Below are 18,441 nucleotides of genomic sequence, written 5' to 3' on the forward strand. Positions count from 1 at the left end.
ATGTCTGGAATGGCGGCTCTTTAACACGCCGCCACATCGTGTGCTTGTTGTCGGCACCTAAATTGGGCCGAATGGGCCGAATTTCAATCCAGGTGCCTTGATTCGCCGGTTCCGGGGCGCTTTCGGGCGATTTGGTCGCATTCAGCGTCTATATCGGGCCTCCGATTGCGAATCTATGCCGCCGGTAGCTGTTGCATTCCCCTCCCGCTTTTGGCATACGACAGCCGTTGCCGGCGCGTCACGCGACCGACACAGGATGCGGGTGTAGCTCAGTGGTAGAGCACGACCTTGCCAAGGTCGGGGTCGAGGGTTCGAGCCCCTTCGCCCGCTCCAATTTTTCCCAGAGCATCCAGCCGAACCGGGCCGGGCCGTGGTTTTCCACGCCGCCGGCGACTGCATTGGGTCTCACATGACGATTCTGGTCACGGGCAGCGCGGGCCATCTCGGTGAAGCCATTCTCCGGACGCTGCGGGGGCGCGGATTGCCTGCGCGCGGGGTCGATCTGAAGCCATCTTCCTTCACCGACGCCATCGGATCGATCGTCGACCCAGGCTTCGTCCGGCGCCAGATGGACGGCGTCACGGCGGTGATCCACACTGCGACGCTGCACAAGCCGCATGTGGCGACCCACAGTAAGCAGGATTTCGTCGACACCAACGTCGCCGGCACGCTCAACCTGCTCGAGGCGGCCGCGGCGAGCGGCGTGAAGAGCTTCGTCTTCACCAGCACCACCAGCGCGTTCGGCTCGCAGCTTCGCCTGGAGGCGGAACAAGCCGCAGTGTGGGTCACCGAGGACCTGCCGCCGGTGCCGAAGAACATCTATGGCACGACCAAGCTGATGGCCGAGAACCTCTGCGAGCTGTTCTTTCGCGAGCGCGCCCTGCCGGTCGTCATCCTGCGGACCTCGCGCTTCTTTCCTGAAGCCGATGACGATCCGGCGATGCGACAGGCTTACACGACCGAGAACACGCAGGCCAACGAGCTGCTTTATCGCCGGTTGGACATCGCGGACGCGGTGAGCGCCCACCTGCTCGCCGCCGAGCGCGCGCCCAAGATCGGCTTTGCGCGCTACATCGTCTCGGCCACGAGCCCGTTCGAGCAACGCCATCTCGCGGCGCTCGCGCGCGATGCTGCCGGTGTCGTGCGCGAGCTCTATCCGGATTGTGTGCAGCTCTTTGCCGCGCGGGGCTGGCGCCTCTTCCCCGCGATCGACCGCGTTTATGTCAACGAACGCGCGCGGCGCGAGCTGGGCTGGCGGCCCGAATTCGACTTCGCGCATGTGCTGCGCAGCCTGCATGGTGACCGCGATTTTCGCAGCGCGCTGGCACGCGAGATCGGGTCGAAAGGCTATCACGACACGCTGTTCGACGACGGGCCCTACCCCGTCGCCCCCTAAGCGCGCTTATCGCTATTTTGCTCGATGCTTCAACTGTCTGTCCGGTGTCGCCGAGCGCAGGCTGGCGAGAGCCGTTCTACTGTGCATGGGGTTGTTTTCGCATTTTTTGGATGTCCACCCTCGCGCCGCCTGAAAATGGTCACGCGCCCTATTGATTCCGCGTTGCAGCGGGAGCGTTGGCATCGCGCCGTTCGCCCCCATTGACATTCCGTCTCAATTTTTCCGGAGAGCAACCGCAGTGCATGCGATGCCCTTCTCAGCGCTCGCAGATGTGCTAGCCTTTTTGCGTCTGCCTCCCGGCAGACTCCAAACTTCGCCTCTCGACTAGCAAAACAAAATAAATTGCAGCCCTGACGGCTGCCTTTGGGGAGTGACGCGATGACATCGATGTTCCATCGATCCGTGTTGGCGCTTGCAGCCGTTGCCCTTCTCGCGGGGACGAGCGCTGGCAATGCGCAACAGCAGGACAAGAACCGGGCGCTGAAGAAATACGAATCCGGTACCAAGGAGTTCTGGACCCATCCGCCGGATGACTGGTTCCTCGGCGACGAGACCGAGGCGCAGAAGGGCCTCGCGCCGCCATCGGGTCCGCCGACCGGCGCTTCCGACACCGAGCTCGCCAACATCGTCAAGAAGATCAAGCTGCCGCCGGGCTTCAAGATCGAGGTCTATGCCTCCGGCGTGCTGGCCGCCCGGCAGATGGCCTGGGGCGACAAGGGCACGCTGTTCGTCGGCTCGTTCGGCCTCGGCAACGTCTATGCCATCAAGGACAACAACGGAAAGAAGGAGGTCAAGACCGTCCTCAAGGGCCTGAACATGCCCACCGGTCTCGCCTTCAAGGACGGCGCGCTCTACGTCATCGCCGTCGACAAGCTGATCCGCTATGACGACGCCGAAGCCAAGCTCGACAATCTCGGCGAGGGCAAGGTCGTCTATGACGACATGCCGTCCTATGCCGCGCATGGCTGGAAATATATCGCGGTCGACAAGGATGGCTGGTTCTTCCTGCCGTTCGGGCCGCCGTTCAATGTCGGCATCCCGCCGACCAGCGTCTCGCAGATCCGGCGCGTCGATCCCAAGACCGGCAACGCCGAGATCTGGGCGCTCGGCGTCCGCAACTCGGTCGGCGGGGACGTCGATCCGCGCACCGGCAAATACTGGTTCACCGAGAACGCGCGCGATTGGATCAGCGATGATCTGCCCTCAGACAAGCTGAACATGATCAACAGGATCGGTGAGCATTTCGGCTATCCCTATTGCCACCAGGGCAATTTGCCTGATGACAAGTTCGCGATGGGCCACAAATGCTCCGAGTTCACGCCGCCGGTGCTGAATCTCGGCGCGCATGTCGCTCCGCTCGGCATGAAGTTCTATACCGGCGACCAATTCCCCGCCGAGTACAAGAACAATATCCTGATCGCCGAGCACGGCTCCTGGAATAGGCACAAGTACCAGGGCGCACGCATCGTGCGCGTGATCGTCGGGCCTGACGGCAAGAATCCCAAGCAGGAAATCTTCGCCTCCGGCTGGCTCGAGGGTGATCAGGGCTATCTCGGCCGTCCCAACGACATCCTTCTCGCCAAGGACGGCTCGATCCTCGTGGCCGACGACTGGGCCGGCGCGATCTATCGCATCAGCTACAGCAAGAAGTAGCGCGCGGACGATAAGAGGCTGCGGTGGTCGCGAGCTGCCGCAGCCTCGTTTGCTCTCAACTTCGATGTCGTTCCCGATTGCGCGCCACTTGCGCGCAAGTCCGGAAACCATATCCACGAGCGGGGGTTATGGATTCCGGCTCCCGCCAAGCGGCGCCCCCCGCCCGCAATGACGAACTCGACAGATCGGAAGTCCTAATCATGCGCCGCCAGTTTTTTCCGTATGTCACCGGCGCGCTATCGCTCGCGGCGCTTGCGTTCGTTTCGGCGCAGGCCGCCGATAATGCCGCGATCAAAGAGAAGGCGGCCGCCTGCGCCGGCTGCCACGGCGAGAACGGCATTTCGCAGACCGAGAACGTCCCCTCGCTCGCCGGCCAACCCGATCAATTCCTGCAATGGCAGCTGGTGTTCTTCCGCGCCGGCTCGCGCAAGAACGATCAGATGCAGCCGATCGTCGAAGAGATCAGCAACGAGGACATTCGCAATTTCGGCGCCTATTTTTCGCAGCTGGCGCCGCCGAAGGCACCGGAAGACGAGGACCCGGACTTGTCGAAGAAAGGCGCCCAGGTCGCCGCCGGCCGCCGCTGCGCCTCATGCCATACCGACAGCTACGCTGGCACCAAGGCCGTGGCACGGCTCGCGGGCCAGCGCGAGGAATATCTCGTGAAGGCGCTGCACGACTACAAGGCCGGGCAGCGCGTCGGCGGCGGCGTCGCCGCGATGGCCGATGTCGCCTATCACATGAGCGAGGAAGAGATTACAGCGGTCGCGCACTACCTGGCGCATTTGCAGTAGCGCAAGGCTGTTGCCCCAAACTCCACCGTCGTCTCGAGGACGGGACCGATAACCACAAGGTGTGGTTTGGCGAAGACAGGTCGTTCTTCGATCGTCGCGCGGTACTGATAGCGTCGCTTGCGATAGATCACGCAGTGTGGGTCTCGGCCTTCGTCGGGGCGGTCCCTACCCCGCCCTCTGCTTCTCATACGCCTTCAGATGCGTATACGCGATGCGCAGCTTCGGCACGGGAACCTTCGCCGCATCCCCACGCGCGATGAGATCGCCGATGACGTGATCGGCTTCGACCGGCAGGCCGGCCTTGATGTCGCGGAACATGGATGCCGTCATCGGCGAGCCCTCGGTGGTCAGATTGCCCTTCACGCGCTCGAAGAACGGTCCGCCCGGCGGATAGCCCGACGCAGCGGCAATCGCGCTGGTCTCGTCCAGCATGCCGAGCAGAAAGTCCCTGCCGCCGGGGGCAGCGAGAATGTTGCCGACGGAGCTGCGCATCAGGCTGGTGGACGCTGCGAGCGTGGAGAGGAACACCCACTTCTCCCACATGTCCTGCAGGATGTTCTGGCTGGCGCTGGCGCCATTGATACCGCTCCTGAAGGCCTCGTCGATCGCCTTGACGCGGTCCGACAGCTTGCCGTCGCGCTCGCCGTAATTGATCGATTGCATCGGCTGGAGCTGCACCACCTCGCGCTGCTCGTTGAGGGTCGCGGCGATGGCGCAGAGGCCGCCGAGCACGCGCTCCTTGCCGAACTTGTCGTCGAGGACGTCGAGATGCTTCATGCCGTTGAGCATGGGGATGATCGCGGTGTTCGGCCCGACGGCGGCCGCGAACGACTTGATGGCGTCGTCGAGGTCGAACGCCTTGCAGCTCAGCAGCACGACGTCGAATTTTTCCGCGAGCTTGTCCGCTTGCACGGTCGGCGGCGCCTTCAGCGTCACATCGCCATTCGGGCTCTTGATGACGAGGCCGGCGCTCGCGAGCTCGCTGGCGCGGCGCGGCCGGACCAGAAAGGTGACGTCGCGGCCGGCCTGCAACAGCCTGCCACCAAAATAGCCGCCGATGGCGCCGGCGCCGACCACGAGGATGCGCATGGGGAGAACTCCGTAGTTATTCTTGGCGAATGGCGAATAGGGAGTAGCGAATAGCAGCTTCGCTTTCCACTCGCTATTCGCTACTCACCATTCGCGCCATTCACTTTCCCGACACCATCTCCTCGACCTCGCGCAGCTGCTCCTTGCCGAAGAACATCTCGTTGCCGACGAAGAAGGTCGGCGAGCCGAACGCGCCGCGCGCCACCGCCTCCTCGGTATTCTTGATCAGTCTGCCTTTCACCTCGGGTTCCTGCGCGCGGGCGAATAACTTTTGCGCATCGAGGCCGGATGACGCCAGCGCCTTCGCCGCGATCTCAGGATCGTCCATCTTCTTCGGCTCGCGCCACATGTGGTGGAAGGCGGCCTCGACATAGGTCTCGAACACGCCCTCGAGCTGCGCCGCGATCGCCGCGCGCATCAAGTTCAACGTGTTGACGGGGAAGAACGGATTCATGGCGTAGGGCTGGACTTTGAAGCGCTTGATGAAGCGCTCGGTCTCGACCGCCTGAAACTCGCGCTTGTTCTTGATGCCAGCGAGCGTCTCGGCTGGCGACTTGTTGTTGGTCGCCTTGAAGATGCCGCCGAGCAGGATCGGCACATATTCGAACTTGACGCCGATGCGTTGCTCGATTGCCGGGATCGCCAGATGGCTGAGATAGGCATTCGGGCTGCCGAAATCGAACAGGAATTGCGGGGCTGTGCGGGTCAATTCGATCTCCCTGGCGGCGCTTTTCATCCATTGTGGCGCAGGCCGCGCGACAGGTCCATCGTTTAATGATGGTCATAATGCCTTGATGATCCCGTCAGAGCAGACGCCGGATCGCCTGCTTGCGCCACACCAGGAGATAACAGCCCATCTGCAAAACGAACATGGCGCAGAACACGATCGGATAGGCGGCCCATACGCCCTCAAGGCCAATCGTGCGGCTTAGTATCGTTGCAGCCGGCAGCTCGATCGCGACGATGGCGAAGATCGAGAGCAGCATCGGCGTCAAGGCGATGCCGGCGCCGCGCAGGGCGCCCGAGAACACCGTGGCGAGGCCAAACGGAACCGAGCTCCACAGGGCGATGTAGAGGAGAGTCTTCGCCAGATCGAGCACGGCGCCGTCCGTGATGAAGATGCCGAGCACGGCGCGCGGTACCAGATAGATCAGCGCCACCAGCCCGCCGGTCAGGACGACATTGAACGCGAGGCCGGTGCGCACGATGCCCTCGAACCGCACCCTGTCGCCGCCGCCGATCGCTTGCGCACCGAGGATCGAGACCGCGATCGAAATCGACATTGCCGTGAATTGCGTGTAGCCCATCACCTGATTGACGGCGCCGTACGCGGCCGTGGCGTTTGAGCCGAAGCCGTTGACGAGCCCAAGCAGCACCAGCTCGGCAATCGCCATCACCACCATGCCAATTGCGCTCGGCAGTCCGATGCCGAGGATTTTTCCGAGCACGGCGCCGTTGAGCCGCAGGTGACGCAGCAGTGCAGCGTCCGGTGCCAGTGCATGCTTTCTCCGGAGCAGATGGACGGCCAGCACGATCAGCGTCAGCGCGTTGGCGATTGCGGCTGCCCATGCCGGACTGGTGATGCCCGCTGCCGGCAAGCCGAAGGCGCCGCGGATCAGCAACGGCGTCAGGGCCAGGCCGATCGCGGTCGATAGCGCCAGCGCGAGGAGCGGCGTCAACGTGTCACCGACGCCGCGGATCATCGCTGTCATCAGCAGGAAGACGAAGCCGAGCGGCATGGTCAGCAGCATGATGCGGGCATAGGCGCTGGCCTGGTCGAGGATGTCAGCGGGCGTTGCCAGCATGACCATCAATGGCCGGCTGAAGATCCCGCCAGCGAGTGCAACCGTTGCCGAGAGCGAGAGACCGATTGCGAGCGTCGTGCCGACGACGAGCTTGATCCTGCCGTGCTCGCCCGCGCCAAAGGCTTGGCCGATCAAGACGGTGGCGCCGGTGCTCAGGCCGATGACGAAGGCGAACAGGAAGAACATCACCGGGAAGAACGCCGAGACCGCGGCGAGCGCGTCGATGCCGATCATCTGGCCGAGATAGACGTTGCTGACGGTGCCGAACAGCGATTGCAGCGCGTTGCTCGCCATCAGCGGTGCGAGGAAGCGAAGAAACGTCGTCCAGAGAGGCGCGGATGCGGACATGAATTTGCCTTTCATCGAAGCGTGCGAAGCCGTTGCCGCGCGATGCGCGGCTCGGCCGTTGATGGGGTGAATGCTGCGCGGTTTAAGCGAGGTCGCTGTAGGCGAGCTTGACGATGTGGTCGCGGATGTCAGTCGGCCAGTCGGCGATCAGCCTGGTGAAGCGCCGTCGGTCATCCGCGAACAGCGCGCGCGAGGCTTCCTCGAACTGCGGCAGATTGCCCGCCATGGTCGACATGAAGTGATAGGCCGCATCGCGCGCCTGCCGCTCGCGGTCCTTGTCGCCGCTGGCGCGTCTGGCCTCGTCGACGAGCCTGCGCAGCGCGACCGAGGCGCCGCCGGGTTGCGCGTTGAGCCACTCCCAGTGGCGCGGCAGTAACGTCACCTCGCGCGCGACCACACCGAGCTTCGGCCGGCCGCGGCCGCGCGGCTCGCTCGATGGTTGGGTGCTTTCGCTCGGCGGCGGTATGATCTCGGCGAGCCGCGCCAGCACCTCATGATCCTCGCCGCGCAGGTCGAAATCGATCGACCGGCCAGTCCGGTCGTCGAAAATGATGATCGGCTGGTCCGGCTTCGATCCGGCCCGCTTGACTGCGAGCGCGACGTCGCCGGCCGCTCCCGAGGCCAGCCGGCGCTGGCCCATGAAAGCTGTGAAGGTGGCTTGCATTGGAATCATTGCCAGATTGACTGTGTTGGGGATTTAATACCCGGGTAAATTCACGGCGTCAATATACCCGGGTGAAAATATCCGCACCGATGGCTCGACATTGTGTTCCCGGGCTGGCACCAACGGCGCGACGACCAAGCCAAGCTGGGGACCACGCGATGCTGACCGTTCACCACCTCAACAATTCCCGCTCGCAGCGCGTGCTGTGGCTGCTCGAGGAATTGGGCGTGCCCTACGAGATCGTGCGCTATCAGCGCCAGCCGGACATGCGTGCGCCGAAGGAGCTGCGCGCCATCCATCCGCTCGGCAAATCGCCGGTCATTACAGACAACGGCAACACCATCGCCGAATCGGGCGCGATCATCGAGTATCTCATCGCTACCTATGGCAACGGCCAACTGATCCCGCCACCGAACACGCCGGAACGGCTGCGCTTCACCTATTGGCTGCATTATGCGGAAGGGTCGGCGATGCAGCCGCTGCTGCTCAAGCTGCTGTTCACGCTGATGCCGAAGCGCGCGCCGGCGTTGCTGCGCCCTTTGGTGCGCAAGGTTTCGAACCAGGCGCTCACCGCGCTGGTCAATCCGCAGCTCAAGCAGCACATGGATTTTTGGGAAAGCGAACTCGGCAACAGCGAGTGGTTCGCCGGCAACGAGTTCACCGCAGCCGACATCCAGATGAGCTTTCCGCTGGAAGCAGCGCAAGCGCGCGGCGGGCTGGAGCAGGGTCATCCGAAGGCGATGGCGTTCCTGGAGCGCATCCACGCGCGGCCGGCGTATAACCGCGCGCTCGAAAAGGGCGGGCCTTATCAGGTCGGGCGGTAAATCATCTCGGCGCAGTGACAGGGTTACTGTCCCGCAGCTTCCGCCCCACGCGTGCGCGGATCGGGCGCGCCGAGCGGCCCATTCGACGTCACCAGAATCGAATTGGCCGATGTCTGTCCCATCGGCTCCACAACGAAGTGGCCCATCGCCTTCAGCTCCAGCAGAACATCGGCAGGAAACCCGCTCTCGACGCGCACCTCGTCCGGCAGCCATTGGTGATGCAGCCGCGGTACGGAGACGGCGGCAGCCACATCCATCTTGTAGTCGAGGACGTTCACGATCACCTGGAGCACGGTCGAGATGATGCGGCTGCCACCAGGCGAGCCCGTCACCAGCACTGGCTTGCCGTCTTTGAGCACGATGGTCGGTGACATCGAGGACAGCGGGCGTTTTCCAGGCCCTGGCAGATTGGCCTCGAAGCCGACGAGGCCGTAGGCATTCGAGGCGCCGACCGCCGCGGTGAAGTCGTCGAGCTCGTTATTGAGCAGCACGCCGGTGCCGTCGGCAACGAGGCCGACGCCATAGCTGAAGTTCAATGTGTAGGTGTTGCTGACGGCATTGCCGCGGCCGTCGACGACGGAGAAATGCGTGGTGTTGCTGCCCTCGCGCGGCGAGACAGCAGCGGAAACGAGCTCTTTCGAAGGCGTGGCGCGCTCGGCGGAGATGCCCGCGCGCAGCTTGGCAGCGTAGTCCTTCGCGGTCAGCGTCTCGATCGGTGCGTTGACGAAGGCGGGATCGCCGAGATAGCGCGCGCGGTCCGCATAGGCACGCTTCATGGCTTCGATCAGGAGATGCAGCGATGCCGACGATCCCTGCTTCAGATCGGCGAGCCGGAAGCCTTCGAGAATGTTGAGCGTTTCCACCAGCACCACGCCGCCGGACGATGGCAGCGGCATCGACACGATGTCGTAGCCGCGATAGGTGCCGCGCACCGGCGCGCGGATCACCGCCTGATAGGACTTCAGATCGGCAGGTGTCATGATGCCGCCGGCGTCAGCCACGGCCTTGGCGAGTTTCTCCGCAACTGGCCCCTCATAGAAGCCGCGCGGCCCCTGTGCGGCCACGGCCGATAGCGTTTCGGCGAGATCGCCCTGCGCCAGCCTGTCGCCTTCGCCAAGTGGCGTGCCGTCGGGGCGCGAGAAGATCTTGGCCGAGGAAGGCCAGCGCGCCAGCCGCCGGTGCCAGGCCGGCAGCGTATCGGCCATGTCGTCGCTGACGACAAAGCCATCGCGAGCGAGCGCGATCGCCGGCTCGAGCAATTGCGCCAGCGTGAACTGACCGGAGCCATATTTTTCCAATGCGAGCGCGAGACCTGCAACGGTGCCGGGCACGCCGACGCCAAGCACGGAATCCCGTGACCTCGTCGGGTCAGGCTTGCCGTCGGGCCCGAGGAAAACTTGCGGCGTGGTCGCAGCTGGCGCGGTCTCGCGATAGTCGATAGTGATGTCTTCATTGCGATCGGCGGAATGGATCACCATGAAGCCGCCGCCGCCGATATTTCCTGCGCGCGGATAGGTCACGGCCATCGCAAAGCCGGTGGCGACCGCGGCATCGACGGCATTGCCGCCACGCCGCAGGATGTCGGCGCCGACCTGCGCAGATATCTTCTCCTGCGCCACCACCATGCCGTGTTCGGCAGCAGCGGCGCGCACCATATCGCGCGCGGGCGGGACATAGCCCCGCCGCGCATCCTGGGCCGTCAGAGGGACAAGACCGAACGCCAGCGTGGCTATGACGGCGAAAAATGTCCGCCGTGTCGAATATGACGACATCATCAAAATTCCCGTCGCGCTTTTCGGCCAGTTCACACGCGTCACGGCAATGCTATACGGTTTGCCCCGAGACAGGCAAAACTGTTCGTGATGAGGACTGCGTGATGACGACGATCGCCCAGGATGTGCGCATGGCCGGCGTGCCGCGGACCTATCCGCGGCGCGCCGCCGTCGTCAGCTGGATCTTCTTCGATTGGGCCGCGCAGCCTTATTTCACCCTGATCACCACCTTCGTGTTCGCGCCCTATTTCGCGACCGGCATCGCGCCAAATCCTGCCACCGGTCAATCGCTGTGGGGCTTTGCGATGGCGGCCGCGGGCCTTGCGATCGCATTGCTGTCGCCAGTGCTCGGGGCCATCGCGGATGCTTCGGGCCGCAGGAAACCATGGATCGCAGGTTTCGGCGCGGTGCTGGTGTTGGCGTCCTGCACGCTGTGGATCGGCAAGCCCGGCGATGACGCCATCATTCCGCCGCTGCTCACCGCCGTCGCGCTCGCCAGCGTCGGCGCGGAATTCGCTACCCTCTTCAACAACGCGATGATGCCGACCCTGGTGCCGCCGGAGCGGATCGGGCGGCTGTCCGGCACCGGCTGGGCGACAGGATACATTGGCGGCATCGTCAGCCTGATCATCGTGCTCGGCCTGCTCGCCGCCAATCCCGAGACCGGCCGCACGCTGCTCGGCTTGATGCCGCTATTCGGGCTCGACCCGATCACGCATCAGGGCGACCGTGCCGCCGGGCCGTTGACCGGGCTGTGGTTCATCATCTTCGTGACGCCGATGTTCCTGTTCACGCCGGATTATCCGGCGAAGCGCCCGGTGCGCGAGGCACTGCGCGAAGGACTGTCTGAGCTGAAGCAATCGATCAAAGGTCTGCCGAAGCAGAAATCGCTCGCGGCGTTCCTGCTCGCCAACATGATCTACACCGACGGTCTGGTGTCGCTGTTCGCGTTCGGCGGCATTTATGCCGCCGGCACCTTCGGCTGGCACACGATCCAGATCGGCACGTTCGGCATCATGCTCGCGATCGCCGGTGCCCTCGGTGCGTGGCTTGGCGGCAAGCTCGACGATCGTCTCGGGCCGAAGCGCGTGATTGCCGGCAGCCTGCTGATCCTCCTGCTGTCCGTGGCGGCGATCCTGCTGGTCGACAAGGACAGTGTGTTGTTCGTCAAGGTCGCGCCGCCGCAGCCGGGTGCGGCCCTGTTCTCGAGCGCGGCGGAGCGTGCCTATCTGGTGCTGGGCTGCCTGATCGGCGCCGCCGGCGGCCCGTTGCAAGCCGCTTCGCGCACGCTGCTGATCCGTCTGGCGCCGAAGGACCGCATCGCGCAGTATTTCGGCCTGTTCGCATTGACCGGGAAGGTGACGTCCTTCATCGGTCCGCTGTTGATCGGCATGATCACCGCTGCGACGGCGAGCCAGAAAGCCGGCATGGCCGTGCTGGTGGTGTTCTTCGTCGCGGGATTGGGGCTGTTGATGCGGGTGCGGGATTAGCATTCCTGCCGTCATTCCGGGGCGCGCGGAGCGCGAGCCCGGAATCTATCGTGCAGCGTGTCGCGCGGAGAAATGGATTCCGGGCTCGCGCCAAATGGCGCGCCCCGGAATGACAGCGAATTCAATGCCTGAAGTGCCGCGTCCCCGTGAAGACCATCGCGATGCCGTGCTCGTCGGCGGCCTTGATCACCTCGTCGTCGCGCATCGAGCCGCCGGGTTGCACCACGGCGGTGGCGCCGGCTTCGATGCAGGCGAGCATGCCGTCGGCGAACGGGAAGAACGCATCCGACGCCACCACCGAGCCCTTGGTGAGCGGCTCGGCGAGCTTCAGCTCACTCGCCGCGTCCTGGGCCTTGCGCGCTGCGATCCGCGCTGAATCCACCCGGCTCATCTGGCCCGCGCCGATGCCGACGGTGGCGAGGTCCTTGGCATAGATAATGGTGTTGGACTTCACGTGTTTTGCCACACGGAACGCGAATTTCAGGTCGCGCATCTCGGCATCATCAGGCGCACGCTTGGTCACGACCTTGAACGTCATGTCGTCGACCACGGCATTATCGCGGCTCTGCACCAGCAGGCCGCCCGCCACCGTTTTGGCGGTGAGGCCGGGCGCGCGCGGATCGGGCAGGCTGCCGGCGAGCAACAGGCGGAGGTTCTTCTTACCGCCGATGATGGCGATCGCCTCTTCGCTGGCATCGGGCGCTATGATGACCTCGGTGAAGATCTTGGTGATCTCGCGCGCGGTCTCGGCATCGAGCGGACGATTCATCGCGATGATGCCGCCGAACGCCGAGGTGGAATCGCAGGCCAGCGCCCTGCGATAGGCCTCGACGAGGTTCGGCCCTTCCGCGACGCCGCAGGGATTGGCGTGCTTGACGATGACGCAGGCCGCGGTGCGTTTTGCATCGAACTCGCCGATGCATTCATAGGCCGCGTCGGTGTCGTTGATATTGTTGTAGGAGAGTTCCTTGCCCTGGAGCTGCCGCGCGGTCGAGACGCCCGGGCGCTTCTCGGGGGTTGCGTAGAACGCAGCGGTCTGGTGCGGGTTCTCGCCATAGCGCAGCGACTGGATCAGCCTGCCGCCGAAGGCGCGGAAGTCCGGCGCGTCGACTTCGAGCTGCCGGTTGAACCAGTTCGAGATCGCGGCGTCATAGGCCGCGGTGCGGGCATAGGCCTTTGCCGCAAGGCGCCGACGCAGCTTCAGCGTGGTTGCGCCGTTGTTGGCGACGAGCTCGTCGAGCACGGCCTTGTAGTCCTCTGCCTCGACCACGACGGCGACGTCGTCATGGTTCTTCGCGGCGGCGCGGATCATGGCGGGGCCGCCGATGTCGATGTTCTCGATGCAATCCTCGAAACCGGCGCGTTTGTCGACGGTCGCTTCGAACGGATAGAGGTTGACGACGAGGAGGTCGATCGGCGCGATGCCGTGGGTCTTCATCGCGTCGGTATGGTCCTTGTTGTCGCGGATCGCGAGCAGGCCGCCATGCACCTTCGGATGCAGCGTCTTGACGCGACCGTCCATCATCTCGGGGAAGCCGGTCAGCTCGGAGACGTCCTTCACCTTGAGGCCGGCGGCGGCGATCGCCTTGGCGGTGCCGCCGGTCGAGACCAGTTCGACATCGTGCACGGCAAGCGCCTTTGCGAACTCGATCAGGCCTGTCTTGTCGGAAACGGAGAGCAGGGCGCGGGTGGCGCGACGGAGATGGTCAGTCATGAGCAAGATCCTCTGTTCAGGGAGTGTCTATGCCCAGGCGCGCGGCGGATATGTGTCGCGCTTCCCGATGGTGCTCCATCCAAGGTCGCCAGTCGCGCGAACGAGCGCTCGATAGCAGCTTTCGGAGTCGCTCTCAACGGCTAGATAGCGCCGGATCGCGCCTGTTTACAAGGGAAGTTCCGGCTCGCGACGGGCATTACGGCGCGCATTGGTCACCGCTGGCGAGGCAGTGGAACGCACAAAACTCCAGCGGATCGAGGGAGCCTGCCGCGCATCCTGCCGGATCACGATCTGCGCGGTGCGGCGCGGCCCGTCATTGCCGGCCAGGAACACACTGTCTTCGAGATCGACCTTGTCGTCGAGCGCCTCAAAGGTCCAGACGTCGCGGTTCGGCAGCACCAGCATGACGCCGCGCGCATCCGACAACCGGCTCGCCTTCACTGCCGGATGCAGATGGAAGCGCAGCGCGAAATCGGCATCGGCGCCCTTGAAGCGTCCGCCTTGCGGCGGCGACAGCGTGTCCTCGCCGTCGATCCGCGCACCGTCATTGGCGATCATCAGCACGCGGCGATGAATCGCGCCGAATTTGGCGAAATAGCCGTCATGCGAGGTTGTAAGCAGGGTGCCGTTCTGGACAATTTCGCGATAGCTCTCGACCTCGACCGGGCCGCTGGTGACGGGCGCGCCGTGCAGGAGGCGCTTCATCGCCGACATCTCGACGAACTGGCAGGATGAGGTGTCGTGATAGGCCAGCGTCGAATGCGCTGCGGTGCCCCGTGCGAACGGCCGCCAATTGTCGCGGCCCGTGGTCGGCATTCCGCAATTGGTGACGATGCGGCTGATGCCGGAGGACAGTTCGAACGACAGGCAGCCGGCATGGGCGTCGTGGCTGACGCCCGCCGGTGGCGGGGGTCCGGTATCGATGATCAGCGTGGTCTGGCCGGCGTCGAGCCGCTGGAAGCCTGTATGCGGCATGTTCGCCATCGGTGCGCCGTGGGTATCGTCATAGGCGAGCAGCGTGGCGAGCAGGTCGGACGGCGTCGCACTCATGCCGTTGAACAGCGCGAAATTGCCGTCCCCATGGCGAAAGAAGCGCAGCATCGGCATCATGCGGTCGATCGCGTTGAGCAGCGCCGGCGGCGGCGCGATGTTACGCGCCGCGAAGGTCTGTCGCAGCGGCAACAGGTCGATCAGGAGATCGATCAGGGCGCCCGGGTTACGGGAGATGTGTCCGCCGTCGGGCAGGATCTGCCGCTGCAATTCGTCGGAGAGCTTTTTCGAGGCGGTGCGGATGTGGCGTGCCTGGTTGGCGAGGCATAACGCCGCGTAGCACAGCGCGATCAGCACCTGGAGCTTCGGCACCCCGTCGGGAATGTCGAGCATGGCGTAGCGCAGCAAGCGGATCTCGCGCGCGAGGGCGCGCAAGTAACGGCGGTAAAACTTGTTGTCGGTGTCGTTGAGCACCAAGGGTGCCTGTGACAGCAGCGAGATCACGCGCCGCGCCAGCACGTCGGCGCGCCGCGCGACCGGTCGGCGCTTGTTGGCAGGGTTCGAGATCCAGTCCTCGACCAGTGCGCGCGCATTCGCCCGCGTCAGCGCGGTGTCGGCGGCGCGTAAGTGCCGCAGCCAACCGAAGCCGAGCAGCGCGACCTCCCAATCCTCCGACGGCGGTTCGAGATCGAAGATCGAGCGGCCATGGCAATTGACGATCTTGCCGGCGAAGACGAAGCGGCCGGCATAGATCTCGGCGGCGCGGGTCGCATCCGCGGTACGCAGGTCATGCGGCGCGATGATCAGCCGGTCGGTGCGGCTGGGCCAGACCCGCGACACCGCCACAGGTCCGCCGCTCGCGCGCGCGAGCATGTTCCGCGCGAAGCGGTTCATCACCAGCGTCGAGATACGTCTGCGTTGAGCGACCGACACGCCTTGCCTTGAAGGGGAGAGGAGGATTCCGACGAATCCTTATTAATCCCAAAATCGCACGGCTGACACCACCTTGAAAGGGTGCGAATTAGCGTCGGGGGTGCAAAATCCAGTGCAAAATCAGGATTTAACGAGCCGAGCCGCGTAGAATCCGTCGAGCCCGCCGAGCTTGGGATCGGCGTTTGGAAGATGACTGGGCAGGGTGCGCAGATCGCCTTCCGCGGTGAGGATTTCGTCGAGACCTGCGACCTCGGACGCCTCGATTGGAACGCGGCGAAGCGCGGGCTCTGCGGCCAGCAGCGCAGCGATGGCCTGCTCACCCTCTTCGGGTTCCAGCGAACAGGTGCAGTAGACCAGCGTCCCGCCGGATTTAAGCAGCGACAGGGATTTGCGCAGCAGCCGCTGCTGGAGCGCGGTCAGGGCGGCGATGTCGGATTGCTGCCGGAGCCATGCCACGTCGGGATGACGGCGGATCGTACCGGTCGAGGTGCAGGGCGCATCGATTAAAATACCGTCGAAGGCTTCGGCAGGGCCGGCCCATTCAACGGCGTCAGCGACGACCGTCTCGGCCTGGAGCGACAATCGCCGCAGGTTTTCGCGCAGCCGCGCCACCCGGGCGGGCGAGCGGTCGATGGCCGTGACATGCGCGCCGGCATGTGCCAGCTGCGCGGTCTTGCCGCCGGGGGCAGCGCAGAGATCGGCGATGGACTTGCCGTTGATATCACCGAACAGCCGAGCGGGCAGCGCGGCCGCGGCGTCCTGCACCCACCATTGTCCCTCGGCAAAGCCCGGCAGCATGGTCACCGCGCCATGCAGCAGCATCCGCACGGTCCCGGTCGGCAGCGTCTCGCCATGCAGGCGGCTTGCCCATTGCGCGGCATCCGACTTCACCGTCAGATCGAGCGACGGCTCGTGGCCGAGCGCGAGCGCCATGTCTCTCGCTGTCGCCTCGCCATAATGCGCGCTCCAGCGCGCGAGCAGCCATGGCGGCAGGTCCAGCGATTGCGTGGCAACTTCCTCGACCAGAGCCTTGCCCTCGCGCGCGCAGCGGCGCAGCACGGCATTGACGAGCCCGGCATAACGCGCGGCGCGCCGGTCGGATTGCACGAGGCGAACGGAGAGATCGACGGCGGCGTGGTCGGGCACGTCCATCCAGAGGATCTGCGCCGCGCCGATCAGGAGCGCGCTCTGCGCACGCGGTGCGTCGGAGGGAATGCCCTTGTCGAGCAGGCGGGAGAGCACGTGGCCAAGCGTGCCGAGGCGGCGCAGCACGGTGGCGACCAGGCGCCGCATCAGCGCGCGGTCGCGGTCGGCCAGCGACTTCAGTCCGGGATGAGCGCCGCTTCCGTCGAGTTGGTCGTCGAGCGTGCGGTGCTTGTGCAGCACGCCGTCGACGATGTCGGCGGCAATCCGCCGTGCCGCAAGACCTGGCACTTCGGACGGAGGGGCGAAACGTTGAGATGGCATGCGGAAGCAAGGTTCTGAGCGAGCGGCAGTTCCGCCGCGATGGGCGCATGCCTTAACCGGCTCGTTTGTGGCACGCGAATATGCCAAATGTAAGAATCGCTTCCGGCTTTTTCAGCCCTTGGGCCCCATTTCAGGGATGCGTTATTGGACGTCGCGCTGCGGGCCGTCCTGCGCTAGAAGAGCCGCACGATGAGTGACCAGCCTTCCGTTCCCGATCGCAAGCCGCTGCCGCCCGCAGCCCAGCGCGCGCTGGCTGAAGCCGAGGCGCGACGGCAGGCCGCGGCAGCCGAAGCCAAAGCGCGGCCGAAGGAGCTTCAGGGACCCAAGGGACCAGAGCCCACTCGCTACGGCGATTGGGAGAGCAAGGGCATCGCTTCCGACTTTTGAGCCCTTGCTGGTCCAGCGGGATGTCCGCCGTGGCCATCACAGATCGCGATGCTCGCGCTCGGTGAGCGACAGGCGACATGATCTCGATGAACTTGCCCGCGCGGCTTGCTTATTCTCTGCTCGGATTCCATCTGCTCGATGCCGATCAGGCTTCCTTGAATGTTTTGGCCGCATGCGCGTCGTCGCCGATCCCGTCACCACGACCGAAACAGGGAATCTCGATTGTCTTCTTGCCACCGCGAGCTGTAACAGCACCTCGCGGTGCGACGATCGGGCCGGCGATGTTCAGCACCGAGAAGACGAATGCGCCGCCGACGAGCGCGAAGTTGGCGACACGATCCGCTCCCGCCGCACCGCGAATTCGTTTGCCTCGCCCATCGAGTCGACAATCCATGAAAGTGGGACTTTCCTGCAGGGCTCGTCTGTCGATCGGAATTGTCGCATCTGGAGCGTCGCACTTGTCCGTTTCCCCGACTCAGCCCTAGCTTGGCTGGATGCGCCTGCCCAATCGCCCTAGTGCCTATCGGCCGCAGTTCGGCGGCTCTCCGTTGCATCGCCGATTCTCCGGACTGTTGCCCTGGATGTTCGTGGTCGGCGTCGTGACGGCTGTCGTGCTTGCCTTCCGGCACGGCACGAACTGGCCCGTCCCGCATGGGCCCGAACGCCAGACCACCGAAGTCGTCCTCCAGCAGGCGGGAGATGCTGGCGCTCGCCAGCCGGTCGAGGTCATCCGCACTGTCGACGGCGACACGTTTCTGGCGCGCGTGCATCAGCGCAGCGGCGGCCATCTCGTTGTGCGGGTTCGCCTGCGCGGCATCGATGCGCCGGAACTGAAGGCATCCTGCCAGGATGAGCTGAACAAGGCCGAAGCCGCCACCGATGCGCTGCGCAATCTGCTCGGTCAGGGGGACGTGACGATTTCCAATCTCGGACCCGACAAATACGGACGCATTCTCGCTGATGTCGCGACCCGGCGGACTGCCAACGTCGCGGCCACGCTGCTCGCGGGCGGTTACGTGCGCAGTTACAATGGCGGCCATCGCGACGGCTGGTGCGCGCGGGGCTGGCGTTTCTGGTAACAAAAAAGCCGCGTCGCAAGACGCGGCTTTCGCAAT

Annotated in this window: 16 protein-coding genes, 1 tRNA gene and 1 riboswitch; of the genes, 8 read left to right on the forward strand and 9 right to left on the reverse strand. The window is 64.7% G+C overall.

The window, feature by feature from the left end:
- Positions 1–258: 258 nt before the first annotated feature.
- The 4 genes from IVA87_RS00105 (at position 259) to IVA87_RS00120 (ending at position 3,843) form a co-directional block, all read left to right on the forward strand.
- Positions 259–333 (forward strand) — tRNA-Gly (locus IVA87_RS00105).
- A gap of 76 nt (positions 334–409) precedes the next feature.
- Positions 410–1,396: an NAD(P)-dependent oxidoreductase gene (locus IVA87_RS00110; RefSeq protein WP_247332292.1), complete on the forward strand. Its 987-nt coding sequence runs from the start codon at positions 410–412 to the stop codon at positions 1,394–1,396.
- A 378-nt stretch (positions 1,397–1,774) separates the two neighbouring features.
- On the forward strand, positions 1,775–3,049 hold the full coding sequence (locus tag IVA87_RS00115; protein ID WP_247299753.1) for a PQQ-dependent sugar dehydrogenase: 1,275 nt from the start codon (positions 1,775–1,777) through the stop codon (positions 3,047–3,049).
- A 200-nt stretch (positions 3,050–3,249) separates the two neighbouring features.
- Positions 3,250–3,843, forward strand: a complete 594-nt coding sequence (locus IVA87_RS00120) for a c-type cytochrome (protein WP_247299755.1) — start codon at positions 3,250–3,252, stop codon at positions 3,841–3,843.
- A 165-nt stretch (positions 3,844–4,008) separates the two neighbouring features.
- Here the strand turns inward: IVA87_RS00120 and panE are convergent, their stop codons facing one another.
- The 4 genes from panE to IVA87_RS00140 all read right to left on the reverse strand — a co-directional run bounded on the left by panE (position 4,009) and on the right by IVA87_RS00140 (position 7,749).
- The gene (gene panE, locus IVA87_RS00125) at positions 4,009–4,932 is read right to left on the reverse strand and encodes a 2-dehydropantoate 2-reductase (RefSeq protein WP_247299757.1); all 924 of its coding nucleotides are present in this window, start codon (positions 4,930–4,932) and stop codon (positions 4,009–4,011) included.
- A 100-nt stretch (positions 4,933–5,032) separates the two neighbouring features.
- Positions 5,033–5,641 carry a 2-hydroxychromene-2-carboxylate isomerase gene (locus IVA87_RS00130; protein WP_247299759.1) on the reverse strand — a complete coding sequence of 203 codons (609 nt, stop codon included), beginning with the start codon at positions 5,639–5,641 and terminating at the stop codon, positions 5,033–5,035.
- Positions 5,642–5,735: 94 nt separating this feature from the next.
- The gene (locus IVA87_RS00135; RefSeq protein WP_247299761.1) at positions 5,736–7,085 is read right to left on the reverse strand and encodes an MATE family efflux transporter; all 1,350 of its coding nucleotides are present in this window, start codon (positions 7,083–7,085) and stop codon (positions 5,736–5,738) included.
- Between the two features lie 82 nt (positions 7,086–7,167).
- A complete protein-coding gene (locus IVA87_RS00140) occupies positions 7,168–7,749 on the reverse strand; it encodes a DUF2239 family protein (RefSeq protein WP_247299763.1) in 582 nt (193 codons plus the stop codon).
- Positions 7,750–7,907: 158 nt separating this feature from the next.
- Between IVA87_RS00140 and IVA87_RS00145 the strand changes: the two genes are divergently transcribed.
- On the forward strand, positions 7,908–8,573 hold the full coding sequence (locus tag IVA87_RS00145) for a glutathione S-transferase (RefSeq protein ID WP_247299765.1): 666 nt from the start codon (positions 7,908–7,910) through the stop codon (positions 8,571–8,573).
- 23 nt (positions 8,574–8,596) lie between these two features.
- Here the strand turns inward: IVA87_RS00145 and ggt are convergent, their stop codons facing one another.
- The gene (gene ggt / locus IVA87_RS00150; RefSeq protein WP_247299767.1) at positions 8,597–10,348 is read right to left on the reverse strand and encodes a gamma-glutamyltransferase; all 1,752 of its coding nucleotides are present in this window, start codon (positions 10,346–10,348) and stop codon (positions 8,597–8,599) included.
- Between the two features lie 101 nt (positions 10,349–10,449).
- Between ggt and IVA87_RS00155 the strand changes: the two genes are divergently transcribed.
- Positions 10,450–11,835: an MFS transporter gene (locus IVA87_RS00155; RefSeq protein ID WP_247299769.1), complete on the forward strand. Its 1,386-nt coding sequence runs from the start codon at positions 10,450–10,452 to the stop codon at positions 11,833–11,835.
- A 121-nt stretch (positions 11,836–11,956) separates the two neighbouring features.
- On the opposite strand, the gene purH is transcribed toward IVA87_RS00155, so the two are convergent.
- The 3 genes from purH to IVA87_RS00170 form a co-directional block, all read right to left on the reverse strand.
- Positions 11,957–13,549: a bifunctional phosphoribosylaminoimidazolecarboxamide formyltransferase/IMP cyclohydrolase gene (gene purH / locus IVA87_RS00160; protein ID WP_247299771.1), complete on the reverse strand. Its 1,593-nt coding sequence runs from the start codon at positions 13,547–13,549 to the stop codon at positions 11,957–11,959.
- 24 nt (positions 13,550–13,573) lie between these two features.
- Positions 13,574–13,655: riboswitch (ZMP/ZTP riboswitch) on the reverse strand.
- Between the two features lie 59 nt (positions 13,656–13,714).
- Positions 13,715–15,433 carry a heparinase II/III family protein gene (locus tag IVA87_RS00165; protein ID WP_247300058.1) on the reverse strand — a complete coding sequence of 573 codons (1,719 nt, stop codon included), beginning with the start codon at positions 15,431–15,433 and terminating at the stop codon, positions 13,715–13,717.
- Positions 15,434–15,592: 159 nt separating this feature from the next.
- Positions 15,593–16,939, reverse strand: coding sequence for a transcription antitermination factor NusB (locus IVA87_RS00170; protein ID WP_247332294.1), 1,347 nt, complete (start codon positions 16,937–16,939; stop codon positions 15,593–15,595).
- A 189-nt stretch (positions 16,940–17,128) separates the two neighbouring features.
- Here IVA87_RS00170 and IVA87_RS00175 point away from each other — a divergent pair, with 189 nt between their 5' ends.
- Positions 17,129–17,326 carry a DUF1674 domain-containing protein gene (locus tag IVA87_RS00175; RefSeq protein ID WP_247279992.1) on the forward strand — a complete coding sequence of 66 codons (198 nt, stop codon included), beginning with the start codon at positions 17,129–17,131 and terminating at the stop codon, positions 17,324–17,326.
- A 145-nt stretch (positions 17,327–17,471) separates the two neighbouring features.
- On the opposite strand, the gene IVA87_RS00180 is transcribed toward IVA87_RS00175, so the two are convergent.
- Positions 17,472–17,720, reverse strand: a complete 249-nt coding sequence (locus IVA87_RS00180) for a hypothetical protein (protein WP_247299775.1) — start codon at positions 17,718–17,720, stop codon at positions 17,472–17,474.
- Positions 17,721–17,820: 100 nt separating this feature from the next.
- Between IVA87_RS00180 and IVA87_RS00185 the strand changes: the two genes are divergently transcribed.
- On the forward strand, positions 17,821–18,405 hold the full coding sequence (locus IVA87_RS00185; protein ID WP_247332295.1) for a thermonuclease family protein: 585 nt from the start codon (positions 17,821–17,823) through the stop codon (positions 18,403–18,405).
- The last annotated feature ends 36 nt before the right edge of the window (positions 18,406–18,441 follow it).

This window comes from Bradyrhizobium sp. 147, assembly GCF_023073935.1.
Classification (GTDB): Bacteria; Pseudomonadota; Alphaproteobacteria; order Rhizobiales; family Xanthobacteraceae; genus Bradyrhizobium.

What these genes read in the sequence shown, in the direction of transcription:
- IVA87_RS00110 (WP_247332292.1), top strand. Translation starts at nt 410, where the DNA reads ATGACGATTCTGGTCACGGGCAGCGCGGGCCATCTCGGTGAAGCCATT.
- IVA87_RS00115 (WP_247299753.1), top strand. Translation starts at nt 1,775, where the DNA reads ATGACATCGATGTTCCATCGATCCGTGTTGGCGCTTGCAGCCGTTGCC.
- IVA87_RS00120 (WP_247299755.1), top strand. Translation starts at nt 3,250, where the DNA reads ATGCGCCGCCAGTTTTTTCCGTATGTCACCGGCGCGCTATCGCTCGCG.
- panE (WP_247299757.1), bottom strand. Translation starts at nt 4,932, where the DNA reads ATGCGCATCCTCGTGGTCGGCGCCGGCGCCATCGGCGGCTATTTTGGT.
- IVA87_RS00135 (WP_247299761.1), bottom strand. Translation starts at nt 7,085, where the DNA reads ATGTCCGCATCCGCGCCTCTCTGGACGACGTTTCTTCGCTTCCTCGCA.
- IVA87_RS00140 (WP_247299763.1), bottom strand. Translation starts at nt 7,749, where the DNA reads ATGCAAGCCACCTTCACAGCTTTCATGGGCCAGCGCCGGCTGGCCTCG.
- IVA87_RS00145 (WP_247299765.1), top strand. Translation starts at nt 7,908, where the DNA reads ATGCTGACCGTTCACCACCTCAACAATTCCCGCTCGCAGCGCGTGCTG.
- ggt (WP_247299767.1), bottom strand. Translation starts at nt 10,348, where the DNA reads ATGATGTCGTCATATTCGACACGGCGGACATTTTTCGCCGTCATAGCC.
- IVA87_RS00155 (WP_247299769.1), top strand. Translation starts at nt 10,450, where the DNA reads ATGACGACGATCGCCCAGGATGTGCGCATGGCCGGCGTGCCGCGGACC.
- purH (WP_247299771.1), bottom strand. Translation starts at nt 13,549, where the DNA reads ATGACTGACCATCTCCGTCGCGCCACCCGCGCCCTGCTCTCCGTTTCC.
- IVA87_RS00165 (WP_247300058.1), bottom strand. Translation starts at nt 15,433, where the DNA reads ATGAACCGCTTCGCGCGGAACATGCTCGCGCGCGCGAGCGGCGGACCT.
- IVA87_RS00170 (WP_247332294.1), bottom strand. Translation starts at nt 16,939, where the DNA reads ATGCCATCTCAACGTTTCGCCCCTCCGTCCGAAGTGCCAGGTCTTGCG.
- IVA87_RS00175 (WP_247279992.1), top strand. Translation starts at nt 17,129, where the DNA reads ATGAGTGACCAGCCTTCCGTTCCCGATCGCAAGCCGCTGCCGCCCGCA.
- IVA87_RS00180 (WP_247299775.1), bottom strand. Translation starts at nt 17,720, where the DNA reads ATGGATTGTCGACTCGATGGGCGAGGCAAACGAATTCGCGGTGCGGCG.
- IVA87_RS00185 (WP_247332295.1), top strand. Translation starts at nt 17,821, where the DNA reads ATGCGCCTGCCCAATCGCCCTAGTGCCTATCGGCCGCAGTTCGGCGGC.